This window comes from Hydrogenovibrio halophilus DSM 15072 (assembly GCF_000384235.1).
Lineage (GTDB): Bacteria > Pseudomonadota > Gammaproteobacteria > Thiomicrospirales > Thiomicrospiraceae > Hydrogenovibrio > Hydrogenovibrio halophilus.
Genome location: NZ_KB913033.1, coordinates 953,169 through 973,279 on the forward strand (window position 1 = coordinate 953,169; position 20,111 = coordinate 973,279).

At 57.5% G+C, this 20,111-nt stretch carries 20 protein-coding genes; 10 read left to right on the forward strand and 10 right to left on the reverse strand.

Translation table 11 applies throughout. The annotated features are described in order from the left end of the window. Positions 1 to 12 precede the first annotated feature (12 nt). The 3 genes from pta (at position 13) to A377_RS11860 (ending at position 3,552) form a co-directional block, all read left to right on the forward strand. The gene (pta, locus tag A377_RS0104590; RefSeq protein WP_019895002.1) at positions 13 to 2,106 is read left to right on the forward strand and encodes a phosphate acetyltransferase; all 2,094 of its coding nucleotides are present in this window, start codon (positions 13 to 15) and stop codon (positions 2,104 to 2,106) included. Beyond that, a complete protein-coding gene (locus tag A377_RS0104595) occupies positions 2,103 to 3,242 on the forward strand; it encodes an acetate/propionate family kinase (protein ID WP_019895003.1) in 1,140 nt (379 codons plus the stop codon). The genes pta and A377_RS0104595 overlap by 4 nt, the downstream gene beginning before the upstream one ends. A gap of 82 nt (positions 3,243 to 3,324) precedes the next feature. Continuing rightward, positions 3,325 to 3,552 carry a YjfB family protein gene (locus A377_RS11860; protein WP_019895004.1) on the forward strand — a complete coding sequence of 76 codons (228 nt, stop codon included), beginning with the start codon at positions 3,325 to 3,327 and terminating at the stop codon, positions 3,550 to 3,552. Between the two features lie 135 nt (positions 3,553 to 3,687). Here the strand turns inward: A377_RS11860 and A377_RS0104605 are convergent, their stop codons facing one another. From A377_RS0104605 to hemC, 4 genes are read right to left on the reverse strand one after another with little or no spacing between them, the layout of a single operon-like run. Then, the gene (locus A377_RS0104605; RefSeq protein WP_019895005.1) at positions 3,688 to 4,872 is read right to left on the reverse strand and encodes a heme biosynthesis HemY N-terminal domain-containing protein; all 1,185 of its coding nucleotides are present in this window, start codon (positions 4,870 to 4,872) and stop codon (positions 3,688 to 3,690) included. Then, positions 4,873 to 6,309, reverse strand: a complete 1,437-nt coding sequence (locus A377_RS0104610; RefSeq protein WP_019895006.1) for a coiled-coil domain-containing protein — start codon at positions 6,307 to 6,309, stop codon at positions 4,873 to 4,875. A gap of 39 nt (positions 6,310 to 6,348) precedes the next feature. Beyond that, positions 6,349 to 7,143, reverse strand: a complete 795-nt coding sequence (locus tag A377_RS0104615) for a uroporphyrinogen-III synthase (RefSeq protein WP_019895007.1) — start codon at positions 7,141 to 7,143, stop codon at positions 6,349 to 6,351. An 8-nt stretch (positions 7,144 to 7,151) separates the two neighbouring features. Beyond that, positions 7,152 to 8,090 (reverse strand): hydroxymethylbilane synthase, encoded by a 939-nt coding sequence (gene hemC, locus A377_RS0104620; protein WP_019895009.1) that lies wholly within the window; start codon positions 8,088 to 8,090, stop codon positions 7,152 to 7,154. A 161-nt stretch (positions 8,091 to 8,251) separates the two neighbouring features. Here hemC and A377_RS0104625 point away from each other — a divergent pair, with 161 nt between their 5' ends. Continuing rightward, the gene (locus A377_RS0104625; RefSeq protein ID WP_019895011.1) at positions 8,252 to 8,779 is read left to right on the forward strand and encodes a thioredoxin family protein; all 528 of its coding nucleotides are present in this window, start codon (positions 8,252 to 8,254) and stop codon (positions 8,777 to 8,779) included. A 156-nt stretch (positions 8,780 to 8,935) separates the two neighbouring features. Next, entirely contained in the window at positions 8,936 to 10,342 is a 1,407-nt protein-coding gene (gene argH, locus A377_RS0104630; RefSeq protein ID WP_019895012.1) for an argininosuccinate lyase, read from the forward strand. Positions 10,343 to 10,416: 74 nt separating this feature from the next. Here the strand turns inward: argH and A377_RS0104635 are convergent, their stop codons facing one another. Together A377_RS0104635 and A377_RS0104640 are read right to left on the reverse strand one after the other, a co-directional pair. After that, positions 10,417 to 11,808 carry a diguanylate cyclase gene (locus A377_RS0104635; protein ID WP_019895013.1) on the reverse strand — a complete coding sequence of 464 codons (1,392 nt, stop codon included), beginning with the start codon at positions 11,806 to 11,808 and terminating at the stop codon, positions 10,417 to 10,419. A gap of 26 nt (positions 11,809 to 11,834) precedes the next feature. Then, a complete protein-coding gene (locus tag A377_RS0104640; protein ID WP_019895014.1) occupies positions 11,835 to 12,356 on the reverse strand; it encodes an adenine phosphoribosyltransferase in 522 nt (173 codons plus the stop codon). Positions 12,357 to 12,632: 276 nt separating this feature from the next. On the opposite strand from A377_RS0104640, the gene A377_RS0104645 reads away from it, so the two are divergent. From A377_RS0104645 to A377_RS0104670, 5 genes are all read left to right on the forward strand, one after another. Further along, entirely contained in the window at positions 12,633 to 13,070 is a 438-nt protein-coding gene (locus tag A377_RS0104645; RefSeq protein ID WP_019895015.1) for a hypothetical protein, read from the forward strand. Between the two features lie 362 nt (positions 13,071 to 13,432). Then, positions 13,433 to 13,882 (forward strand): MotA/TolQ/ExbB proton channel family protein, encoded by a 450-nt coding sequence (locus A377_RS0104655; RefSeq protein ID WP_019895019.1) that lies wholly within the window; start codon positions 13,433 to 13,435, stop codon positions 13,880 to 13,882. A gap of 77 nt (positions 13,883 to 13,959) precedes the next feature. After that, positions 13,960 to 14,385 carry a thioredoxin TrxC gene (trxC, locus tag A377_RS0104660; RefSeq protein WP_157760736.1) on the forward strand — a complete coding sequence of 142 codons (426 nt, stop codon included), beginning with the start codon at positions 13,960 to 13,962 and terminating at the stop codon, positions 14,383 to 14,385. Between the two features lie 62 nt (positions 14,386 to 14,447). Further along, positions 14,448 to 15,035 (forward strand): tetratricopeptide repeat protein, encoded by a 588-nt coding sequence (locus A377_RS11865; protein WP_019895022.1) that lies wholly within the window; start codon positions 14,448 to 14,450, stop codon positions 15,033 to 15,035. A gap of 28 nt (positions 15,036 to 15,063) precedes the next feature. Next, the gene (locus tag A377_RS0104670) at positions 15,064 to 15,303 is read left to right on the forward strand and encodes a hypothetical protein (protein WP_019895024.1); all 240 of its coding nucleotides are present in this window, start codon (positions 15,064 to 15,066) and stop codon (positions 15,301 to 15,303) included. Here A377_RS0104670 and A377_RS0104675 read toward each other — a convergent pair. From A377_RS0104675 to A377_RS13340, 4 genes are read right to left on the reverse strand one after another with little or no spacing between them, the layout of a single operon-like run. Then, positions 15,300 to 16,847 carry a hypothetical protein gene (locus A377_RS0104675; protein WP_019895025.1) on the reverse strand — a complete coding sequence of 516 codons (1,548 nt, stop codon included), beginning with the start codon at positions 16,845 to 16,847 and terminating at the stop codon, positions 15,300 to 15,302. The two genes, A377_RS0104670 and A377_RS0104675, sit on opposite strands and share 4 nt — an antisense overlap. Continuing rightward, positions 16,841 to 18,805 (reverse strand): VWA domain-containing protein, encoded by a 1,965-nt coding sequence (locus tag A377_RS0104680; RefSeq protein WP_019895026.1) that lies wholly within the window; start codon positions 18,803 to 18,805, stop codon positions 16,841 to 16,843. The genes A377_RS0104675 and A377_RS0104680 overlap by 7 nt, the downstream gene beginning before the upstream one ends. Continuing rightward, complete coding sequence (locus tag A377_RS11870) at positions 18,802 to 19,980, reverse strand: vWA domain-containing protein (protein WP_019895027.1); 1,179 nt, start codon at positions 19,978 to 19,980, stop codon at positions 18,802 to 18,804. Before A377_RS11870 ends, A377_RS0104680 begins: the two co-directional genes overlap by 4 nt. Beyond that, on the reverse strand, positions 19,977 to 20,111 hold the full coding sequence (locus tag A377_RS13340) for a hypothetical protein (protein WP_281168792.1): 135 nt from the start codon (positions 20,109 to 20,111) through the stop codon (positions 19,977 to 19,979). The genes A377_RS11870 and A377_RS13340 overlap by 4 nt, the downstream gene beginning before the upstream one ends.

The window sequence follows — 20,111 nt, forward strand, 5'->3', positions numbered from 1 at the left end:
AATGAGACGACCATGCAAAGCAATCATTTATTCGTCGCTCCCAGAGAACGCCATGCTGGCAGCCTTCTGATTTCGCTGGGACTGATGTCTATTTTAAGGCAAAAGTTTGAAAAAATTGCGTTCTTTCGCCCGGTGGTCACCCAAAAGGCCGACCCGGACGCCGCGTTCATCCGCGAGGTGTTTGATCTGTCGCAACCGCTGGACGACATGACCGGGGTCACGCTGGCCGAGGCCAGTCAGTGGATCGGCCATGACCGCACCCACCAGCTTTACACCCAATTGCTCAGTCAGTTGCAGACCCTGCAGGCCGATTACGATTTTGTGCTGATTCAGGGCGCGGAAATGACCCGTCACACCACCGGGCTGGACCTGGATCTGAATCTGGCACTGGCACGCGAATTCAACAGCCCCTATGTGCCGGTGCTGAACGGCCAGGGGCGCAGCGCCAGCGCGCTGGAAGACGAGATCGAACTGGAACGTCATGCCAGCGGCGAACTCGAACCCTTCGCGCTGTTTGTCAATCGGATTGACCCGGAGCATGTGGCCGCACTGACCCGGTCCGAACGACCTTTCCCCATGTTTTTTCTGCCTGAGTCGGCCGAACTCAACACCCCGACCATGCAGGAGGTGGCCGAAACGCTGCAGGCCGAATGGCTGACCCCGCGCGATCAGGGCTGTGACCGTCTGGTGCAGGAACCGATTGTGGCAGCCATGACGGTGGAACACTATCTGCCAAGGGTCAACGAGGGCGATCTGGTGATTGTGCCGGGCGACCGCAGCGACATTCTGCTGGGATCGGTCATGAGTCTGTTTGCGCGCAATATGCCCAATATCGCCGGGATCATGCTCACCGGCGGTTTTCGCCCCCATGCTGTGATTCAGGATTTGCTGCAGGGCTTTCAGGTGCAGGATCTGCCCATCGTGGTGGTCAAAACCGACACCTACCCCACCGCCATGCAGGCCAGTCAGGTCAGGGCCCGCCTGAATGCCCGGGCACCGCGCAAAACCAACCTGGCGCTGGGGCTGTTTGATCAGGCCGTGGACCGGGCCTGTCTGACCGAACGGCTGCTGGCCCGGGTCAGCGATCACAGTCACGCGATTACCACACCAGTGATGTTTGAATACGGTTTGTTTGAGCAGGCCCGGCGTTCCCTGAAAACCATTGTACTGCCCGAATCCCATGACGAACGCATATTGCGGGCCACCGATGTGCTGCTGCATCGTCAGGTGGTGCGCCCGATTCTGCTGGGCCAGCCCGAAGACATCCGTTACCGGGCCAGTCTGCTGGGGCTGGATTTCAGTCAGGTCGAAATCATTGATCCAACCGAGAGCGACTGGCGCGACGATTTCATCGAAACGCTTTATCAGTTGCGCCAGCACAAAGGCCTGACCCGGGAGGCGGCGGCCGATGCGATCAGTCACGTCAGCGTCTTTGCCACAATGATGGTGCAATGCGGTCAGGCCGATGGCATGGTCAGCGGCGCCACCCACACCACCGCCGACACCATTCGCCCGGCCCTGCAGATCATCAAAACCCGAGCGGATGTGTCGATTGTCTCCAGCGTGTTTTTCATGTGCTTTCAGACGCGGGTGCTGGTGTATGGCGACTGTGCCGTCAACCAGAACCCCAACGCCGAACAGCTGGCCGAAATCGCCATCAGTTCCGCCGACACCGCGCAACGCTTTGGCATTGAGCCCAAAGTGGCGCTGCTGAGCTATTCCACTGGCGATTCCGGGCACGGCTCGGAAGTGGACAAGGTGCGCGAAGCGACCCGGCTGGCCCAGAACAGGCGGCCCGACCTGTTGATCGAAGGCCCGATACAGTACGACGCCGCCATCGACGCCGAGGTGGCGCGCCAGAAACTGCCGAATTCCAAGGTCGCCGGGCAAGCCACGGTGTTTGTGTTCCCCGACCTCAACACCGGCAACAACACCTACAAAGCGGTACAGCGCGCCTCGGGCGCGGTCGCCATCGGTCCGGTCCTGCAGGGGCTGAACAAGCCGGTCAACGATCTGTCGCGTGGCTGCACGGTCGCCGACATCATCAATACCGTGGCCATCACCGCGATTCAGGCCCAACCCAACGACACGGAGACAGCCACATGAAAATTCTGGTCCTCAATGCCGGCAGTTCGTCCCTGAAGTACAGCCTGTTTCAGGGCGACGACTCGCATCTGGTGGCCCATGGCGTGATCGAACAACTGGCTGAACACAGCGAGCGCGACCATGCATGGGCTTTGGCACAAACCGAAGCCGCTCTGATTGAACAGGGATATATCCGGGAACTGGGCGACTGCGAAGCGGTGGGGCATCGAGTGGTGCATGGCGGCGAGCGCTTTCAGGCCCCCGCCAGAATCACGACCGAGGTGCTGGACGCGATCAAAACGCTGTGTGAACTGGCACCGCTGCACAATCCGGCCAATCTGGCCCCGATTCAGCACATCTGGACCCATTATCCCCGGCTGCCGCAAGTGGCGGTGTTTGACACCGCGTTTCACCAGAGCCTGCCCGCCTATGCCTACCATTATGCGATTCCGCAATACTTTTATGACGCCCATCGCATTCGCCGCTATGGCTTTCACGGCACCTCCCACGAATACATTGCCCAGCGCACCGCCTCGCTGACGCAGGTGCCGCGCAACCAAAGCCACCTGATATCCATGCATCTGGGCAACGGGGCCAGCGTCTGCGCAATCGAATACGGTCACAGCATCGACACCAGCATGGGCTTCACTCCGCTGGAAGGCCTGATCATGGGCACCCGCAGCGGCGATCTCGACCCGGCGATCCTGCTCTATCTGATCAACCATCTGGGTTACGATCCCAAAGAACTCGACACATTGCTCAACAAACAAAGCGGACTCAAGGGACTGGTGGGACACAATGACATGCGCCAACTGCTGGACATGGCCGACGCTGGCGATACGCAGGCCCACCTGGCGATTGAAATGTTCGTTTATCGGCTGGTCAAAACCGTGGGCGGGTATCTGGCGATCATGGACAACCTGGAAGCGCTGGTGTTTACCGGCGGCATTGGCGAACACGCCGCCCAAATCCGTGAGCGGGTGATCGGACGTTTCCCCGCGCATTTCGGCTTGAAACTGGACGCCTCAGCCAATCGCAAGGTGGCGGGAGAAACTTGCATCAGCACCGCCGACAGTCGTTACCAGATCTGGGTGATTCCCACCGACGAGGAATGGCAGATTGCGCAACACACCCTGGCACAGCTTGAAACAAAATAATCTTACGAAAAGGGTTAAGTTTGTCCGCAACATGCCGATAGCCTGATTGAGTCAAGCTTTTTTGGCTTTAAAAGGAGTCGAAATGGATATTTCCAATGTGTCAGCCGGCGCCATCGCCGGCCACCTCATGCGGCAGGATCAGGCGAATACGCACCAGCAGGTGCAGGTGTCCATGCTGAAAAAGGCCATGGATTCTCAGGCTGAAGGGGCCATGACTTTGTTGGAGTCGGTACCGGGAGCGAGCAGCGCAGGCGGATCTTCTCAGGCTCTGCCCGCCAACCTGGGCAACCACATCAACACCACGGCCTGATGTCGGACAGAGTTCCGTTTCAGGTCGCCCCTTAACAGGGGTGCCCTATCGTCCACTCCGGCCAGGTGCCGGAGTTTTTTGTTTGGGCGATGCCTTTTTTACCAGGCCTGGTAAAAAAGAGGTTTCACGGGTTTATTACTGACTGAGCGGTTTCTGTTCCAGTTGCAGAATCGCTTCCTTGTAGGTCAATGCGGCTTTGGCGTCCAGCCCTTCGGCTTCGTAGCATTGCGCCAGAGTGTGAAAGGTTTCGATTTCGGGTTGCAGGCGCAGACTCTCCTGCAAAAAGGTGCGTCCCTGGCCCCACAGCTGGCTGCGACAGGCCAGCCGACCCAGTGTCAACAGCAACACCGGGTTCTCCGGGTGCGCTTTGAGCCATTTTTCGGCGTGTTTCAAACGGGTAAAGGCCGGGCCCAGTTCAATCCGCCCGTACTGATACACCAGCCGTTCGTCCCAGTGCTTGCGCAACGCTTTTTCCAGAGACTCCGTCAAGCCGGTTTCATCGGCCAGAGCGCGTTTTCGGTCCACGTATTCGGCCACAATCGACGGCGTCACCTGTTGACCGCGCGTCAGTGACTGCCAGAGGGCTTCCGCCTGCGAAAGATCCACGGCGGTCTGCAGCTGCCCGGCCAGCAAACGGTTCTGCAGGGTCAGCAGGTCGTCTTTGCCCAGGGCCTGATACTGCTTCACATCCGGCATCAGCGTTGCCAGCAGGGACCAGAGCTGCTGATCGGCCAACAGCTGGGCATAGTCGGCCAGCACCGCTTTGTGATCGGGTTCCAGACGGTGCAATTCGGCCAGAATCACCAGCGCTTCTTCGGCATCGGTTTTGGCCAACAGCCGCGCCTCGACCAGTCCAATAGTGGCCAGTTCGTGCGGATAGGCTTCTTTGGCCTGAGCAATGTGATGCTTCTGGCGATCAATCGCGCCCTGATTGTGTGCCATTTTGGCCGCAGCCAAATAATGCATCACCCCATTTTCGCTGTATTTGGCGGTGGCAATCAGATGCTTTTCCGCCTGATGCCAGTCGCCGGTTTCCTGTGCCATCAACCCTTTGGAAAGCCGGTTTTCGGCTTTGGCATAGCGTTTCATCTGGCGGCGTCGACGCCAGTTGCGAGGCACATGCCAGATCCAGAACGTCAACTGCACCAGCGCATAGACCAATAAAAACCCGGCGATCAGCGCCGCCAGGGCAAAGGTCAGACTGGTTTCAATGACCCAGTCAAACCACACCAGCGACAGGGTGCCATTGTCATACAATGCCAGAGTCGCCAGCCCCGTGGCCAGCAGGAACCCCAGCAACCATTTCAGCAAGGTGGCCATTTACTGCACCTCCGCCACAATCTTCAACGGCTGACGCGGCTGAAATTGTGCCGTCTTCAGCGGCGTCAGCAGAGGGTTCAGGCTGTCGACCTGATTGGGGTAATAGGTTTGGCCGTAGCTTTGCATCTGCGTCAGTGCCTGAGTCAGCAGGGGTTCCGATTGCGTCTGCACCGCCCAGCGCATCCGCTCGATCAGCAATAAGCCACGCTGCTGGATCACGTCGGCCTTCACCAGCTTGTCCACCTCGGTCAGGTCCTGATCGCCTTCGCGTTTGCGCACCTCAAACAACTGACTGAAACCCTGCAGAACCCGGCTTGACCAGTCGGATTCGGCCGCTGGTTCGGAAGAGGGCGCTTGCGATGGCGATTCGGATGTTTGATCGGAACCGGGCACATCAGGTGCCCGATTCTGTGCCGCCGTCTGCACCCAGTCGGTCAGTCGTTGAAACACCGGTTCCCACTGGTCGGCACCCTGATCCTGAACGTCTTCCAGACGCGCCAGATCCTTGCCCAGCGTGCGAATCAAAACGGTTTTATTGGGCAGTTCACTGATCGCCAGAGCCTGCTCCACCGCCAACAGTTGGGAGCGCGTTTGCGCCACATTGCCGGTAATCAACCACTGGGTATTGATGTCCACCAGCCACTGCTGCATCTGCAAAGGCGTCAAGCCTTTTTCATCGTCCATCGAAGGCTCGGTGCCGTTTTCGTTTTCCGCGTTCTGACTGGCTTCCTGTTCGGCTTTGAATGAAAACAGTTCGGACAACCGATCCTGCATCTGCTTGAGTTGTTCGCGCACCTGGGTTTCCGCCTGTTTGGCGGCCTGATCCAGTTCGGAACCGGGCTGCAGCTGACCTTCCAGCGATTTCAGAAACCGGTCTACTTTTTCCTGAGCCTGCTGGCGTGCCTGTTCGGCCGCATCCGTGACCGTGGTTTCGGCTTGACTCAGTCGATCCTTGAGGCGGTCGCGCAATTGCTGCACCTCCTGCTCCAGCGCTTTCAGATCGCCTTTGGAGACGGCCGGTTGATGACCGGGGCTTTGCAGAATTTCTTCGAGTTTTTGCTGCTGTGCGCTCAGCGCCTGTTCCAGCTCGGACCGGGCTTTGGACTGATCGGCTTTCAGCGATTGGGTCTCGTTTTGCAATTGCTGTACTTGCGATTGCAGCTGGTTGATGCGTTCGATCTGACGGTTCTGCTGCTGGGTCTGTTGCCAGCGTTCATAGCCCAATGCCGCCACAATGACCAGCAAAATCAGCGCGACCCATTTCAGCCAGCCATGCTTGCCCGGCGTCTTGTCTGAGGCAGGGGATTTGCCGGTGTTGTCGCCCCGATTACGGCGCTCATCGTGTTTGGACGACTCACTGACCTCGCCTTCCAGCACCCGCTGTTCGGCTTTCGGGGTAATCGGATCGTGAGAAGAAGATTCGGTGTGCTCTGCCATGGTCGTTGCCTTTGGTCTGTGAGGTGAAATGTTAGCGGTTTACTCGGTCGTCCATTGTTTCAGGGCCTGAATGATCCCGGCCTGACTTTGGGGGCGGACAACCCGACAGGGACCTTGCCAACCCTGTTCGCTCAAACCCTGTGCAATGCGTTCGCTGAACACCATCGCGGGCTGTTGAAACAACCAGGCCTGGTCATTTCTGTGTCCGAAACGGTCCACCAGCCCCTGCAAATGCTCAAATCCCTGCCAGCTGGAAATCAGCACAACCGGGCAGTCACTTTCCGCCCAGGCCTGCCAGGCGCTTTGCCATTGCTGTCGCGTGTAATCAGGCAGCATGCGTCGATACACCGGCCAAGGCTCAACGTCAGCGCCGGCGGCGCTCAGGCCGTCAATCAGTGCACGACGCCCGCCTTCGCCTTTGATCAATAACACCGTCTGACCGTGCAAATCCTGCCAGTCTGTTCGTGCCAGCAGGGCTTCGGACACAAAATCGTCGTGCGCCAGATCAGCCGTGGGCCAGCCTTGCGCCAGCAACGCCTGTTGCGTGGCTTCGCCGATGGCAAAACACTGTGCGCCCGGCTTCATGTCCTGCGCCGGATTCAGTGGTCGGCCCGTCAGCGTCTGCCAGGCTTGCGCCAGTTGCTGTACCGCATTGCGGCTGACAAACACCAGTTTGTCGGCCCGGGCCAGTGTTTCCACGGCCCGGTCGGGCAACCTCAATGCTTCAATCGCAATCACCGGACAATCCACCGAACCCAAACCGGCGGCGGCCAAGGCCTGTGACAGTGCCTGCGTCTGCCCTTCCGGGCGTGTGTTCAGCAGGGTCGGCGTCATCGGTTGCTTTACTGGTCGGCTTCGGCGTAGACCGCTTCCAGAATCTTGCCGGCCCCCTGGGCCAGCAGGTCCTCGGCCACTACCACACCCAGCTTGTGCGCCTGGATCTGAGGCCCGGTGCATTCCGAGCGCAGAATCTTCGAGCCGTCCAGTTCCCCAACCAGACCACGCACGCGAATCTGTTCGTTGGGCAGCAATTCGGCATAGACCCCGATCGGCACCTGACAACCGCCTTCCAGGCGATGGTTCATCGCACGCTCGGCGGTGGTGCGGATTTCGGTGTCGCGATGGTTCAGCACCTCAATGATCTGGCGCACTTCGTTGTCTTTTTCAAAAAACTCGATGCCCAGTGTGCCTTGCGACACCGCTGGCAGACACACGTCCGGTGACAGCTCTTCGGCAATGCGTTCGTTCAATTCCAGGCGCTTCAGGCCGGATGTCGCCAGCACAATGCCGTCGAATTCGCCCGCATCCAGTTTGCCCAGACGCGTGCCCACATTGCCGCGCAGATTGCGCACATCCAGATCCGGGCGCTGCGCCATCAACTGCGCTTTGCGGCGCAGACTGGAGGTGCCCAGAATCGCCCCTTCGGGCATGTCGGCAAATTGCTTGTGATGGTTGGACACAAACGCATCGGTGGGATCATGACGCTCCAGAATCGCGCCCAGTGCAAAGCCTTCGGGCAACACCATGGGCACGTCTTTCATCGAATGCACGGCAATGTCGGCTTCGCCGGCCAGCATCTGATCTTCCAGTTCTTTTGTGAACAGGCCCTTGCCGCCGATTTTGGCCAGGGGCACATCCAGAATCTTGTCGCCTTTGGTGGACATGGGCATCAGTTCCACTTTCAGCCCCGGATGGGCCTTTTCCAGCTCGGCTTTGACAAATTCGGCCTGCCACATGGCCAAGGGGCTTTTGCGGGTCGCAATGCGCAAGGGTCGATCCATAAAATCCTTCCAATTGATGTTGTTCGCCTGACCCGGTTGTTTCAATGCTGGGGCAAGCGTGAAAATAACGTGAATAAACGGGGTATTGACGCCATTTTACTGAAAAACCCCATGCCTTTTGGATAAAATCCAAGTCAGGCAAAACAAAAGGAGCGAATCCCATGGCTTTCCATTCTTTCTTCCGCACCCTGGCTCTGGTTGGTCTGGGCGTCTGGCTCAGTGCCTGCAACAGCGGGGTTCAGGCTCAGGCCAAAACGGTCCCGGAACTGCAGGACCTGCAAACCCTGGCCCAAAAGGCCGAGGCCAAAAATCTGCCGATCATGATCACCGTCGGTGCCGAGTGGTGCGATTTCTGTTATGTGCTGAAAAAAAACGTGCTTGATCCGATGATGCTGGGCGGCGATTACGAGGGCAAAAAACTCTACATGCGCTATCTGAGCCTGGAAGACGACACGCCCATTCCGGGCATTGCCGGCGAAAGAATGGTGAAACGCGATTGGGCTGAAAAGCACAAGGCCGACCTGACCCCGACTGTGATTTTCATTGACAGCTATGGCCGCGAAGTGGCGGACAAAATCGTCGGCATTTCCGCACTCGAACTCTATATGGGTCTGATTCACCAACGCCTGAACCAGGCTTACCGCAATCTGGGCAACCCCAAACGCGTCGATTCCATGCCCACACCCTGATGGCCGCGCCGCCGCGCCTTGTTTTTTTACCAGGCCTGGTGGTTTTGGGCCCGGCAGCCTGTCGGACGCAAGCCAATCGGCTGTCACCTGACAGAATCCCTGCTTTGCCGCTATAATACGGGACTTATTCAAACGTTTTGATGTCAAAGGGATTCCATGAGCGATCACAGCAACGCCCACAATCAGGCCAAACTTTCCAGCGCCCGTTTTTCGGAAGCCACCGACGCCTTTGTCGAGGCCTTTACCGCCTCGATTGGCTTTGATCAACGTCTGTACAAACAGGACATTCAAGGCTCTCTGGCCCACGCCAAAATGCTGGCGCAGGTCGGCATTCTGAATCAGCAGGAACTGACTGACATCGAATCGGGGCTGGCTCAGGTTCAGGCCGACATCGAAGCCGGAAACATGGAATGGTCGATCGCGCAGGAAGACATTCACATGAACATCGAAGCGCGTTTGACCGACCTGATCGGCATCACCGGCAAAAAGCTGCACACCGGGCGATCGCGCAATGACCAGATCGCCACCGACATTCGCCTCTATCTGCGTGATGAAATCGATGAGGTGATTCTGCCCGAATTGCGCCGCTTGCAAAAAGGGCTGTTGAGCATTGCCGAACGCGAGGCTGAGACCATTATGCCCGGCTTTACCCATTTACAGAGTGCCCAGCCGGTCACCTTCGGTCATCACATGCTCGCCTGGTTTGAAATGATCACCCGCGATGTGGAGCGTCTGCAGGATTGTCGCAAGCGCATCAACACCCTACCGCTGGGTTCGGCGGCGCTGGCCGGCACCACCTATCCGATTGACCGCACCCTGACCGCCGAGTTGCTCGGGTTTGACCGCATCAGCCAGAATTCGCTGGATGGGGTGTCGGATCGGGACTTTGCGATTGAATTCACCGCCTTTGCCAGCACCCTGTTGATGCATCTGTCACGTTTTTCGGAAGAGCTGGTGTTGTGGACGTCGGCCCAATTTGATTTCATTGACCTGCCCGACCGCTTTTGCACCGGTTCCTCGATCATGCCGCAAAAGAAAAACCCGGACGTGCCCGAACTGGTGCGCGGCAAAACCGGACGTGTGTACGGGCACTTGATCAGCCTTTTGACCCTGATGAAATCCCAACCGCTGGCTTACAACAAAGACAATCAGGAAGACAAGGAACCTTTGTTTGATACCGTGGACACGGTGGCGGGGTCCTTGCGTGCCTTTGCCGACATGGTGCCGGCGATTGCGGTCAAACGGGAAAACACCTATGAGTCGGCCCGCAAAGGCTTCTCCACCGCCACCGATCTGGCCGATTATCTGGTCAACAAAGGATTGCCGTTTCGCGACGCACACGAAGCGGTCGGTTTGGCCGTAGCGCATGGCCTGAAAACCGGGCAGGATCTGTCAGAGATGTCGCTGGAAACACTGCAACAGTTTCACCCCAGCATTGCGCCCGATGTGTATGCAGTGTTGACGCTGGAAGGCTCCGTGGCCGCACGCAATCATTTGGGCGGCACCGCACCGGAGCAGGTCAAGGCGGCGGTCAAGCGTGCTCAAGAAGAGCTGACAGGCTAAGGAAACCGCTTAGCGACCCTTACCGGTTGATGCAATAAACTTTTTACCAGGCCTGGTCGTTTTACCGACGGTCTTCAATCTTCAGCAATGGTTTGCTGGGCTTTGGCAAAAGTCACGACCTGATTGCGCCCGGCGTCCTTGGCGGTATAAAGGGCCTGATCGGCCATATCAATCAATCCCATCTCATCCCCGGCGGGTTGTTCTGGATATGACACCAGCCCCACGCTGACGGTCAATTGAATCTGCTGGGTGCCTTCCTTGAAAAACGCATCCTTGACCTGATGTCGAATGCGCTCGCACACATTGAGTGCGTTGCGCGAAGACGCCCCATGCATCAGCACCATAAACTCTTCCCCGCCATAGCGCACCACAATGTCGCCTTCACGCAGACAGTTTTTGATGATCCCCGCGATCATTCTGATCGCTTTGTCGCCGATTAAATGGCCATAGGTGTCGTTGATGGGCTTGAAGTGGTCAATGTCGATCATCGCCAGACTCAAACTCGTCTGGTCTCGCACGGAGCGGGCAAAATCCTCGCGCAGACGGTCCATGCCAAAGCGGCGGTTGTAGATGTTGGTCAGACTGTCGACCGCCGCCAATTTCTGAAATTTGGAATGAATCATGGCGTTGTTAATGGCCAGACCAATGCTGCGGCTGAAAATCTCCAGCAACTGCTCGGTGCGCTCGTCGGCCAACTCTGCGCCGGTGGCCGCCACCAGAACCCCCAAAGTGGACCCCTTGAACTCAATCGGTTTGAGGAACACTTCCGAAGGGGTAAACTGGGTCAGCACCCCATCCAATGCAATGCCGCTGGGCAGGCGGACTTTTTCTTCCTGCCCATCGCTGATGACTTTGCTGATCCGGTCATGCTCCGCCAGCTGTTCGGCCTCCAGAATTCCATAACTGCTGACCACTTCCAGTACCCCATTGCGCACCACAACCACCGCCCCGGCTTCAATATGGGTGGAACGCAACAGCAAATGCAGGGTTTCATCGGCGAGTTTTTCCAGTTGCAGGTTTTCACTCATGACCCGGGTAAAGCGGTTAAACACTCGCTCGACCTCATGCGCCTGCAGCAAAGAGGCCAGCATGCGGTTGTAGGCTTTGGCGGTCACGCCGATTTCATCCCTTGAATCCACGCGGATCTGGCACAAATCCTCATCGCAGCGCACCGTTTGCTCGGAAAAGGTTTTTTTCTCCAAGCCCTCGGCAATGTCGTGCATGCTGTTGGCCAGCAGCTTCAAGTGCGGACGGATCACGGTCGAGACCAGCAGAAAGCTGATCAGCCCCACCACCTGACCGGCGACCTGACAGACCAGATAAAATTCCAGCGTCAGCACCGATGCGGCTTCAAAGCCGTACAGCACCAAAAACTTGGGAAAAGCGAGACCGATCAGGACACCGATCCCTTGCATCAACAGAAATTGATCCAGGAAAATGCTGCGGGTCAATCGTGGAACTTTCATGGCAAAAGCCTTATTGTTTGCGGAATTCAATCTGCAAACTGTATCAGGGAACGCACGCGTTTGCCATGGTATTCAAAGGAATTCAATGCCTTGAGGTCAATCACGCAGGCCATGCCCATGACCTCATAACCGACCTGCTCACACAGCTGCGCCGCCGCACCCATGGAACCACCCGTCGCAATCAAGTCATCCAGCAGAATCACTTTCCTACCATCGCCCTGCTGCATTTCCAGGCTGTCGACCCCATACTCCAGGCCGTAGTCCACCGACGCAGCCACATTGGGCAATTTGCCTGGCTTACGCGCTTTGATAAAGCCTTTGTTGTGTTTGTAGGCCAGAGCGGAGGCGAATATAAAACCGCGTGACTCCACACCCACCAGATAATCCACTTCGGCCCATTCCGCCTCGGTAAACAGGCCAGACAGCGCATCCATGGTCTCGGTAAAATGCGACTTCAATAACGGCGAAATGTCCTGAAACACAATCCCCGGCTTGGGGAAATCGGGAATGGCATCGAGGTATTGGGCCAATGGGTGGGTCTGAGTCATGTGCGCTCCTTAAACGTGATCGATCATGACGGTGATGATACCAGTTTTTTCAGCACCCAACGCGCCGAGGCATGACCGTAGGTGGCTGCCAATTGCAGCCAGTTTTTTGGTTTTGGCCGTATTACTATCCGGGACAGATGAAGAACCCGATGGCGGAATAAGTTTGAATTTGTGTGTGTTTTCATTAGAATGAAAGTAACCCATTGAAATCCGGTCAGAGCAGTTGGCTTTTCAGGAGCCATTTTGCTACCGGATATCAGCAAAAGGAGGGGCGATATGAACAGCGTAAACCCAACACTGGCTTCGGCCACCCAAGCCATGTCGCAACAGGCCAACGGCTTGACCGATGTGTTGAACAACGATCCCAAAGTGACAGACCGTCAGGGCAGCGCGTCCTCCTCGGGTGGTAATACGACTGTGACCTTGTCCGATCAGGCTCAAGCCAATTCGGTGCAGCAGGTAGATTACCGTGATCTGGCTGCCAGCCAGACTGTGAATGCAAACACGGCAGTGGAAGATGCGAACGTGAATGCCAATCAGACCACGTCTGGAACGACCTATGCGTCTGCCTTGGCGTCACAGAGTAATTACAACGCCCAGCAGGCTCAAACAGCGCAAACCACCCCTGAAAGCAACAACACAAGGGCGGATTCGCAGTCGGTCAATATGGCTGAAGTCAGCGGCCAGCAAGCTTCCAATCAGGATCTGGTCTAAACGCTCCGTTTCGGGCCTGGTTTTTTACCAGGCCTGGTTATTTCTGACTTCCACCAAATCTTTTGCCCACGCTTTCTTAAGACTTCTGATCCGCTTTCCATTCTTCTTCAAGACTCTGACCTTGTCGGCGTTTATGAAAATCCTTAGACTGATCACAAGCTTTTACACAATCCGTTTTAAGCTCAGGTATCCCCTTATGATTTTCAGATACCGAACGATTCAAAAGGTTTCCTCAGCTTTTGAGTCAAGCTCCTCAGATTTTTAGCGGCGCCCATGCGCCGCATTTTTCTCAATGATTCCCCCTGTTTTGTTTTCATCAAATCCACTAAACTACGCAATTCTCATTCTATGGATATGATCGTATGAGCGAACATCGGCACTATCGCCACGGACACGGCTCTGATGCAGAGCATTTACAGGATCAGGCACTGTTTGCGCAGCTACTGGAACAGCATGATGAGTTGGCGCGCGAAACTCGATTTGTGGAAAACGGCGTAATGGCACGCACCACCTCCACCAATCCCGAATTGGTCAAAGTCTTGCAGGCGCATGTGGACGGCATGGAAAAACGCTTCGGCAAAGGTCGGGCGATACGCTCCTGGGACCCGCTGTTTGCGGCCCTGTTTGAATACCGCGATCAGATCACGATGGAATATTTTCATTGCGAGGACGGGGTGGAAGCCCTGTTGACCACCGATGACCCCAAGCTGCTGGCACTGATTCACTGCCACGATCAGACGCTGCACAATTTCGTCGAACGCGGTGGCGATGCCAGCCGCCATGAAAGCCCCAAACCGGATTGGCTGGATTGAACCCGGAACCGCCACGCTTGAATTTTTGCCAGCCAACCTTATTCTTTTAAGAGAATCTTATTAGAGGAATGGATACCATGATTGTGATGTGCCCACATTGTGGCGGCCTGAATCGCGTGGCCCCGGATCGGCTGAGCCAGAATCCCAGTTGTGGCAAATGCCACCAAGCCTTGTTTACCGGCCAACCCGTTGAAATGAACGAGACTCAGTTTCGACGTGCGCTGGCCAAAACCGAATTGCCCATGGTGGTCGACTTTTGGGCCAGCTGGTGCGGTCCCTGCAAAATGTTTGCGCCCACCTTTTCCCAGGCTGCCGCACAACTGGAACCCAAAGCCCGTTTTGTCAAAATCAATACCGAACAGGCACAAAGCCTTGCGGGTGAGCTGGGCATCCGCTCCATCCCGACTTTGGCCATCTTCCAGAATGGACAGGAAATCGCTCGACAGGCCGGTGCCATGGACCTGGGCGGGTTCACCCGTTGGGTCAACCAACACCTGAGTTAACCAAAAAAACCCGCCTGTTCCCGGTATAATGGGGTTTTCTTTGCGCAACTTCTGGGTGCTTTATGTCTGAGACCGCCAACGCACATATTTTCCAAACCGACACCGATTCGTTCGACCCGGAAAAGGCATCGGATCGGTTACGCCGTCAGGCCCGTGACAAACACCTGGAAGGCGATGCCGCCGGTGCCATTCAGTTACTGACGCAGGCCATCCAGCAGGACCCCGCCAATGCACGGGTCGCCATGGACATGATTCAGGTCCTGCTCGACATTGGTCAGGCTCAATCCGCGCTGGCACTGTTTGAAAAGCTGCCCGAATCGGCGACTCAGAGCGAGATGGGGAAAGGCCTGAATGGGCAATTGACCTTTGCGCGTCTGGCCAGCCGTACGCCAGGCGTGGATGTTCTGACCCAGACACTGGAAGAAGACCCGGAAAATGCTCAGGCCCGTTTTGATCTGGCGGTCTGCCTGATTGCGGCCCATGCCTATGAAGAAGCGATGAAACACTTGTTTGTCTTACAGGCCGATCAACCCGATTTTGAGCAGGGCGCACCCAGAGAATTGATTCTGACCGTGATCAATTTTCTCGCCCCCACCGACCCAAAACTGGCGAAAACCTACCGACAGAAGCTCAACAATCTGCTGAACTGATTAGATCACACCTTCAAAGGACAATGCCATGGAAATCGGTTCCGACGAACATCGCCGCCTGCTCAAACGCGGCATCCGACAGACCGCGATCAAAACCTTTTTGTTGGGCCTGATCCCCGGCCTTATGTTGATGCTGCCCAACCTGGTGCGCGACAACGATTTTTCGCGCGGCCTCTGGTGGCTGGGACTGGGATTGATTGTGGTCAGTGGTCTTTACGCTGGCGCAATCGCCTACAAAAAAGCCCGCCAAACCCTGTCGCAGCTTTAACGCCGCGTACGCCGTAGCGGCACCCGTTTTGACCAGGCCTGGCAGGTTTTGATCAAAGCATCGCACGCTACCGGCGCATCTTCTGGATGAGCATAACGACACTGATTGAAACAACTGACCCAGGCCCGTGCCTCGGGCGAGGCCCCGAACCGGGCCTCAAAGGCCTGAAGCCACTGTTTGGGACTGGGTGCTTCGCGTTCGTCCCAGCCGGGCAATTGGCTTTTTGACCAGGCCTGCACCGCCTGCCACACCGCCACTTGTGGATGCAGGGCCTGACCGGCACGGCGCAAACGCCAGCGTAACTGCGCTCTGGCCCAGATCCCGTTCAGCGCCTGCCACAACCATCCCAGTGCCCACAATGCCAGCAACAGGCTGACTGCATACAAGGTCCACACCAGCCAGCCGGGCAATACCCAGACCGTTTGCGGCGACAGAACCGACGTTTGCAACTTGCCGGTCTGGGGATTCAACGCGTTCACCGTCACCTCGGGCAGTCGTACCGGACCAAACCCCTTTATACGCAACGGCTGAGTCATCTCCGCCTCGCTGATCAGTCCTTTTTGGGTCCATGTCTGACTGACACGGGTTTTGGCCGACAACCATTCAATCGCCGAATGGCCTTGCATCTGCCTGCTCAAATCGGGCAGACGATTTTGCGCCAGATCTCGGCCAGTCAAGCGCAAGGTCCAGTGATACAAAGCGCCGTCGGTCACCAACCACGGCAACGACTCGGCTTGCAATTGCAACCGACCCACTGGCATTTGCCAGGGCAAAAAACCGGGCAGCGCTTGAATGTTCAATGCCACCGGCGGTGCCGCAAATACCCAGTTCCGGGCGCTTTCATTGCGCACGACCAGCAAAGGGCCCGCCAGAACAGCACGCTCACCAGACTGGTTCGCTTGGTCCGGCTGCTTCGTCTCAAGTGGCGAACGCATTTCACGCCCCAATCGCAGTCGGGTCAGTGAATTGGCTTGCGTCACCACGCTGGGCAGATCGGCGGCGTCCTGCGGCAACACCCAGCCTTTTTCCCGCGGCGTCTGTGAAGACAGGGCCGCTTCCGGCGGACGCAGTTGCGCGGTCCAGCCGTCATCGGCGGCGTCCATTTCGACCTGCCAGCTGATCACCTGACCGGCATAGACCGTTTCCTCCGGCGGCGTCCAATCCACCCCGATGGCAGGGTTTTCGGCCACCCACAGCGGCTGTTCCGGCATTGGAATTGTCGCATCCTTGGCTTGCGGTAATTGAATCTCGCCACTGCGATAAGGGATCAGGCGCACACTCAGGCCCGTGCCGCGTTGCCGAATCCCCTCAATATAAAAGTGTGCCTGAATCGGCGCCCAATCCATTTTTGACCAGGCCTGGTTAAACGCTTCCGTTTGCACGTCCGGCCCGCTCAACACCCAGTTGACGCCTTCGCCCATCTGAATTTCGCGCTGGGAAAATTCACTCTGCACCAGCAGGGCCGACGCCATAGGCGCAAACAGACTCAGCATCACACCCAGCGACAAACCCAGCCAGCCATCACGCCAAAACGCTTTTACCATGGCACCACTCCCGGCAGATCATGCCCTTCTTCCTGTTCGGCCTGAAAGCCTTCTTCGCGCTCAAACAGGCGCTTTAACAGGCCCGCCTGATCGTCCTGAACCGACTCCAGGGTCTGGTTCATCACCGCAATGCGCCGTCGCTTGGCCTGATCGGCCAGCACCGCCTGCCCCGAATCGCTGGTGGTGAGCGACAGGGCGCGGTTGTCCAGCCGATAATCGGTGGCCTCACCGGTCAAGGCCGGATCGGTTTTCTTTTCGCCATCGGGGATGCCCTGATCCAGCTCGTCCTCCATGCCGCTGGGGCCGCCACCGCCGGCGCTCATGCCACCATAAAAAGCGTTTTCATCCTGCTGACGATTCGGGTCCTGATCTCGGCGCTCGCCCTGTTCCGTCTCTGTGGTTTCAGGCGAACGCAACTCGGTCTCCGAATCCAGTCGTGCCTGCGCTACGGCCAGATTGTGTTCGGTGGCCTCGCGGTCGGGGGCATAACGCAGGCTGTGCTGGTAAGCCTCAATTGCCTCCACCAACAAATCGGCTTGCAGATAACTGTTGCCCAGATTGAACAAAGCCTGGCCGCGCTCGGGATCGGTTTTGGCCTGCATCAACGCCTCGCGAAAACTGGCCACCGCCATCGTCAGATTGGGCAGGTAATAGGCCGCGACCCCTGCGCCCATCTGGGCGTCATAGCCATCCAATCCCTGATAAAGTTTGAGCGCAGTGTCATAATCTTTGTTTTGCAGGGCCGCAAACGCCTGATGCGGATTCTCAGAGGCCGGTTCCGCCTGAACCTGAGTCGGTTGCATCAGCGTGGTCAGTCCCAAAGCGGCACTCAAAGCCATCAGAGCCACAGACGCAACTTCAGACTTCGCCCGTCGGCGCACCGACAAAGGGTACATTGCCGCCAGCATGGTCACAAACGCCAGCCAGACAAACGGCAGAGAATGGTCTTCCCATTTGGGATCGGTGGTGGGCAGGGGCCGTTTCGACCCGGGCTGGGTCAAGGTGGTGACCATGTCGGCCAGCGTACCGGCCTGTCCGTCGCCACGCAGATAGGTGCCATCAAACTGCTCGGCCAGTGTCTGCAAGGCCCCTTCCTGCAAACGGGTGCGCGCCGGTTGGCCCAGATGCAGCAAACGGCCGCCCATTTCGGAATCATCCGGGATAAAGGTGTCGCTGCTGCGCCCCATGCCCGTAATCAGCAAAGACGGCTCACCGGGCAAAGCCTGCGGCAATTCGAACGCTTTCTGTTTTTCTTCTTCGTTTGATTTCAACGGCGGTTGCGCCGGACCATCGGTCAATACCCACAAAGCCCGGGCCTCACCCGCCACCTGATCGAGATGGCGCGCCCCAAACACCATGGCCTGCCCCAGATGGGAGCCATGCGTCGGCAACATACCGGTTTGCATCAATCCCAGATAATGCCGGGTCCAATCGCGATCAAAGCTGAGCGGGCTCACCAGATGCGGTTGCGCCGCAAACACCACCAGGCCCACCCGGTCATCGGCTTTCAAATACGGCAGCACCGACTCAACCAGATTGCGCGCCGCATGGAATCGGTCCGGGCGCACATCTTCGGCCTGCATCGAGCGCGACACATCCACCGCGATCAGAATGTCCACGCCTTCGCGGTCCGATTGCTGCGGTGCCTGCACCAGCGTGCGTGGCCCGGCCAGAGCAATCACCAGCGCCACCCAGGCGATGGCCAGTCCCATGCCCGGATGGAACAGGGCTTTGCGAACGCGTTGAAACCAGGCCTGGTCAGTTTTAAGGGCATCCGCCTCGGCCGAATCGGGATTGACTTGAATCCAGGGCAAAAGCGCGGCATCGGCATAGCCCTGCCAATGGCGACGCTGACGCCAAAACAGAAACAGGCTCACAACTAGCGGCACCGCCAAAAACCATAGGGTCTCGGGCTGACGCCATTGCCAATCCATCAGGCTCAACCAGGCGTCATTCATGGTGCGTCCTCCGTTTGCGTGAATGACATCGAGGGCCTGGCGGACTTCACAGCCTGGCGTGCTTGCTGTTTGCTGCCGATCAGGTTGCGTAACACCAGCCACCCCAGATACACCACCAATCCCATCAGCCAGAGTCCAACCACAGACGCGGTCAGCCAATGTTTGTCAAAACCGGCCCGGGTTTCGGTCACCTTAACCCCTTCGGCCTGATCGATTTTTCTGAGCACGCTTTGCAGATCCTGACCGCTGCCCACACGGTAATACTGCCCGCCTGTGGCCTCGGCCAATGTTTCCAGCGGAGCGGGATCCAACGGCTGGTACAACAGACCGCCATGCTCACGCAGGTCGGCATCCAGACTGCCAGCACCCACACCCACGGTGTAAATCGGCAGGCCCAGTGCCTGGGCATAATCGCTCACATCCGAGAGCGGCACGTTTGTCCCCATCTGCTGACCGTCGGACAGCCACACCACCACTTGTTTGCGCGGGGTCTCGCCCGCCGCTTTGTCGGACCCATTTTCTGGCGTTTGCGCCTGCTGCAATGCCAGCCCCAAAGCGGCACCGGCGGCCACGTCATTGCGCCCGGCCAGATAAGGTTTCAGGCGTTTGAGCATCATCCGCGCCGCAGTCTCATCCGACGTCAGCGGCATCAAGGTGTAAGCGTGATCGGCATAGACAATGGTGGCAAAGCGATTGCCCTGCAAACCGGCCACAAAGCGATCGAGAACACGGCGAATCACATCGATCCGACGGGCGGGCTGTCCCTCTACCTGATAGTCTTCCAGCACCATCGACACCGAACTTTCGACTACAAACACCACATCGCGCACGGTTTTGGTCTGTGGTTCAGGCGGCTTGGCTTCGCGATAATAGGGTTGTGCCAGCGCCGTGACGGCCAGCAACAGCAACGCCCCGCGCAGCAGATGCAAATCCCAGATGCGTGGAGGCCGACTCGCGCCGGATTGAGGCGCAAACCGATCCATCAAGGAATGGCGAAACTCGCTTTGCTGACGCTGTTGCAGCCAGGAAAAATCGTCGGCACTTGGGCGCGTTTGCCAGGCACGTACGACCCACAGCAGCGGCCACAGCCCCAGAAACCAATAGGCTTGGGGCCATTCAAAATACAGCGTCAACTCGCCTGACGCAAGGCGTGACCAAAGATCCCAATCGATCATCTCTGCCTCCGTTTAAACAGGCTTTGGCGCAATGTCTGGCCGGTTTTCTGCCAGGCATGATGGACGGTGTGACGCGCTTTCAATTGGGCGGCCTGATCCACACGTCGCATCAACTGAGACAGTTCTGACAA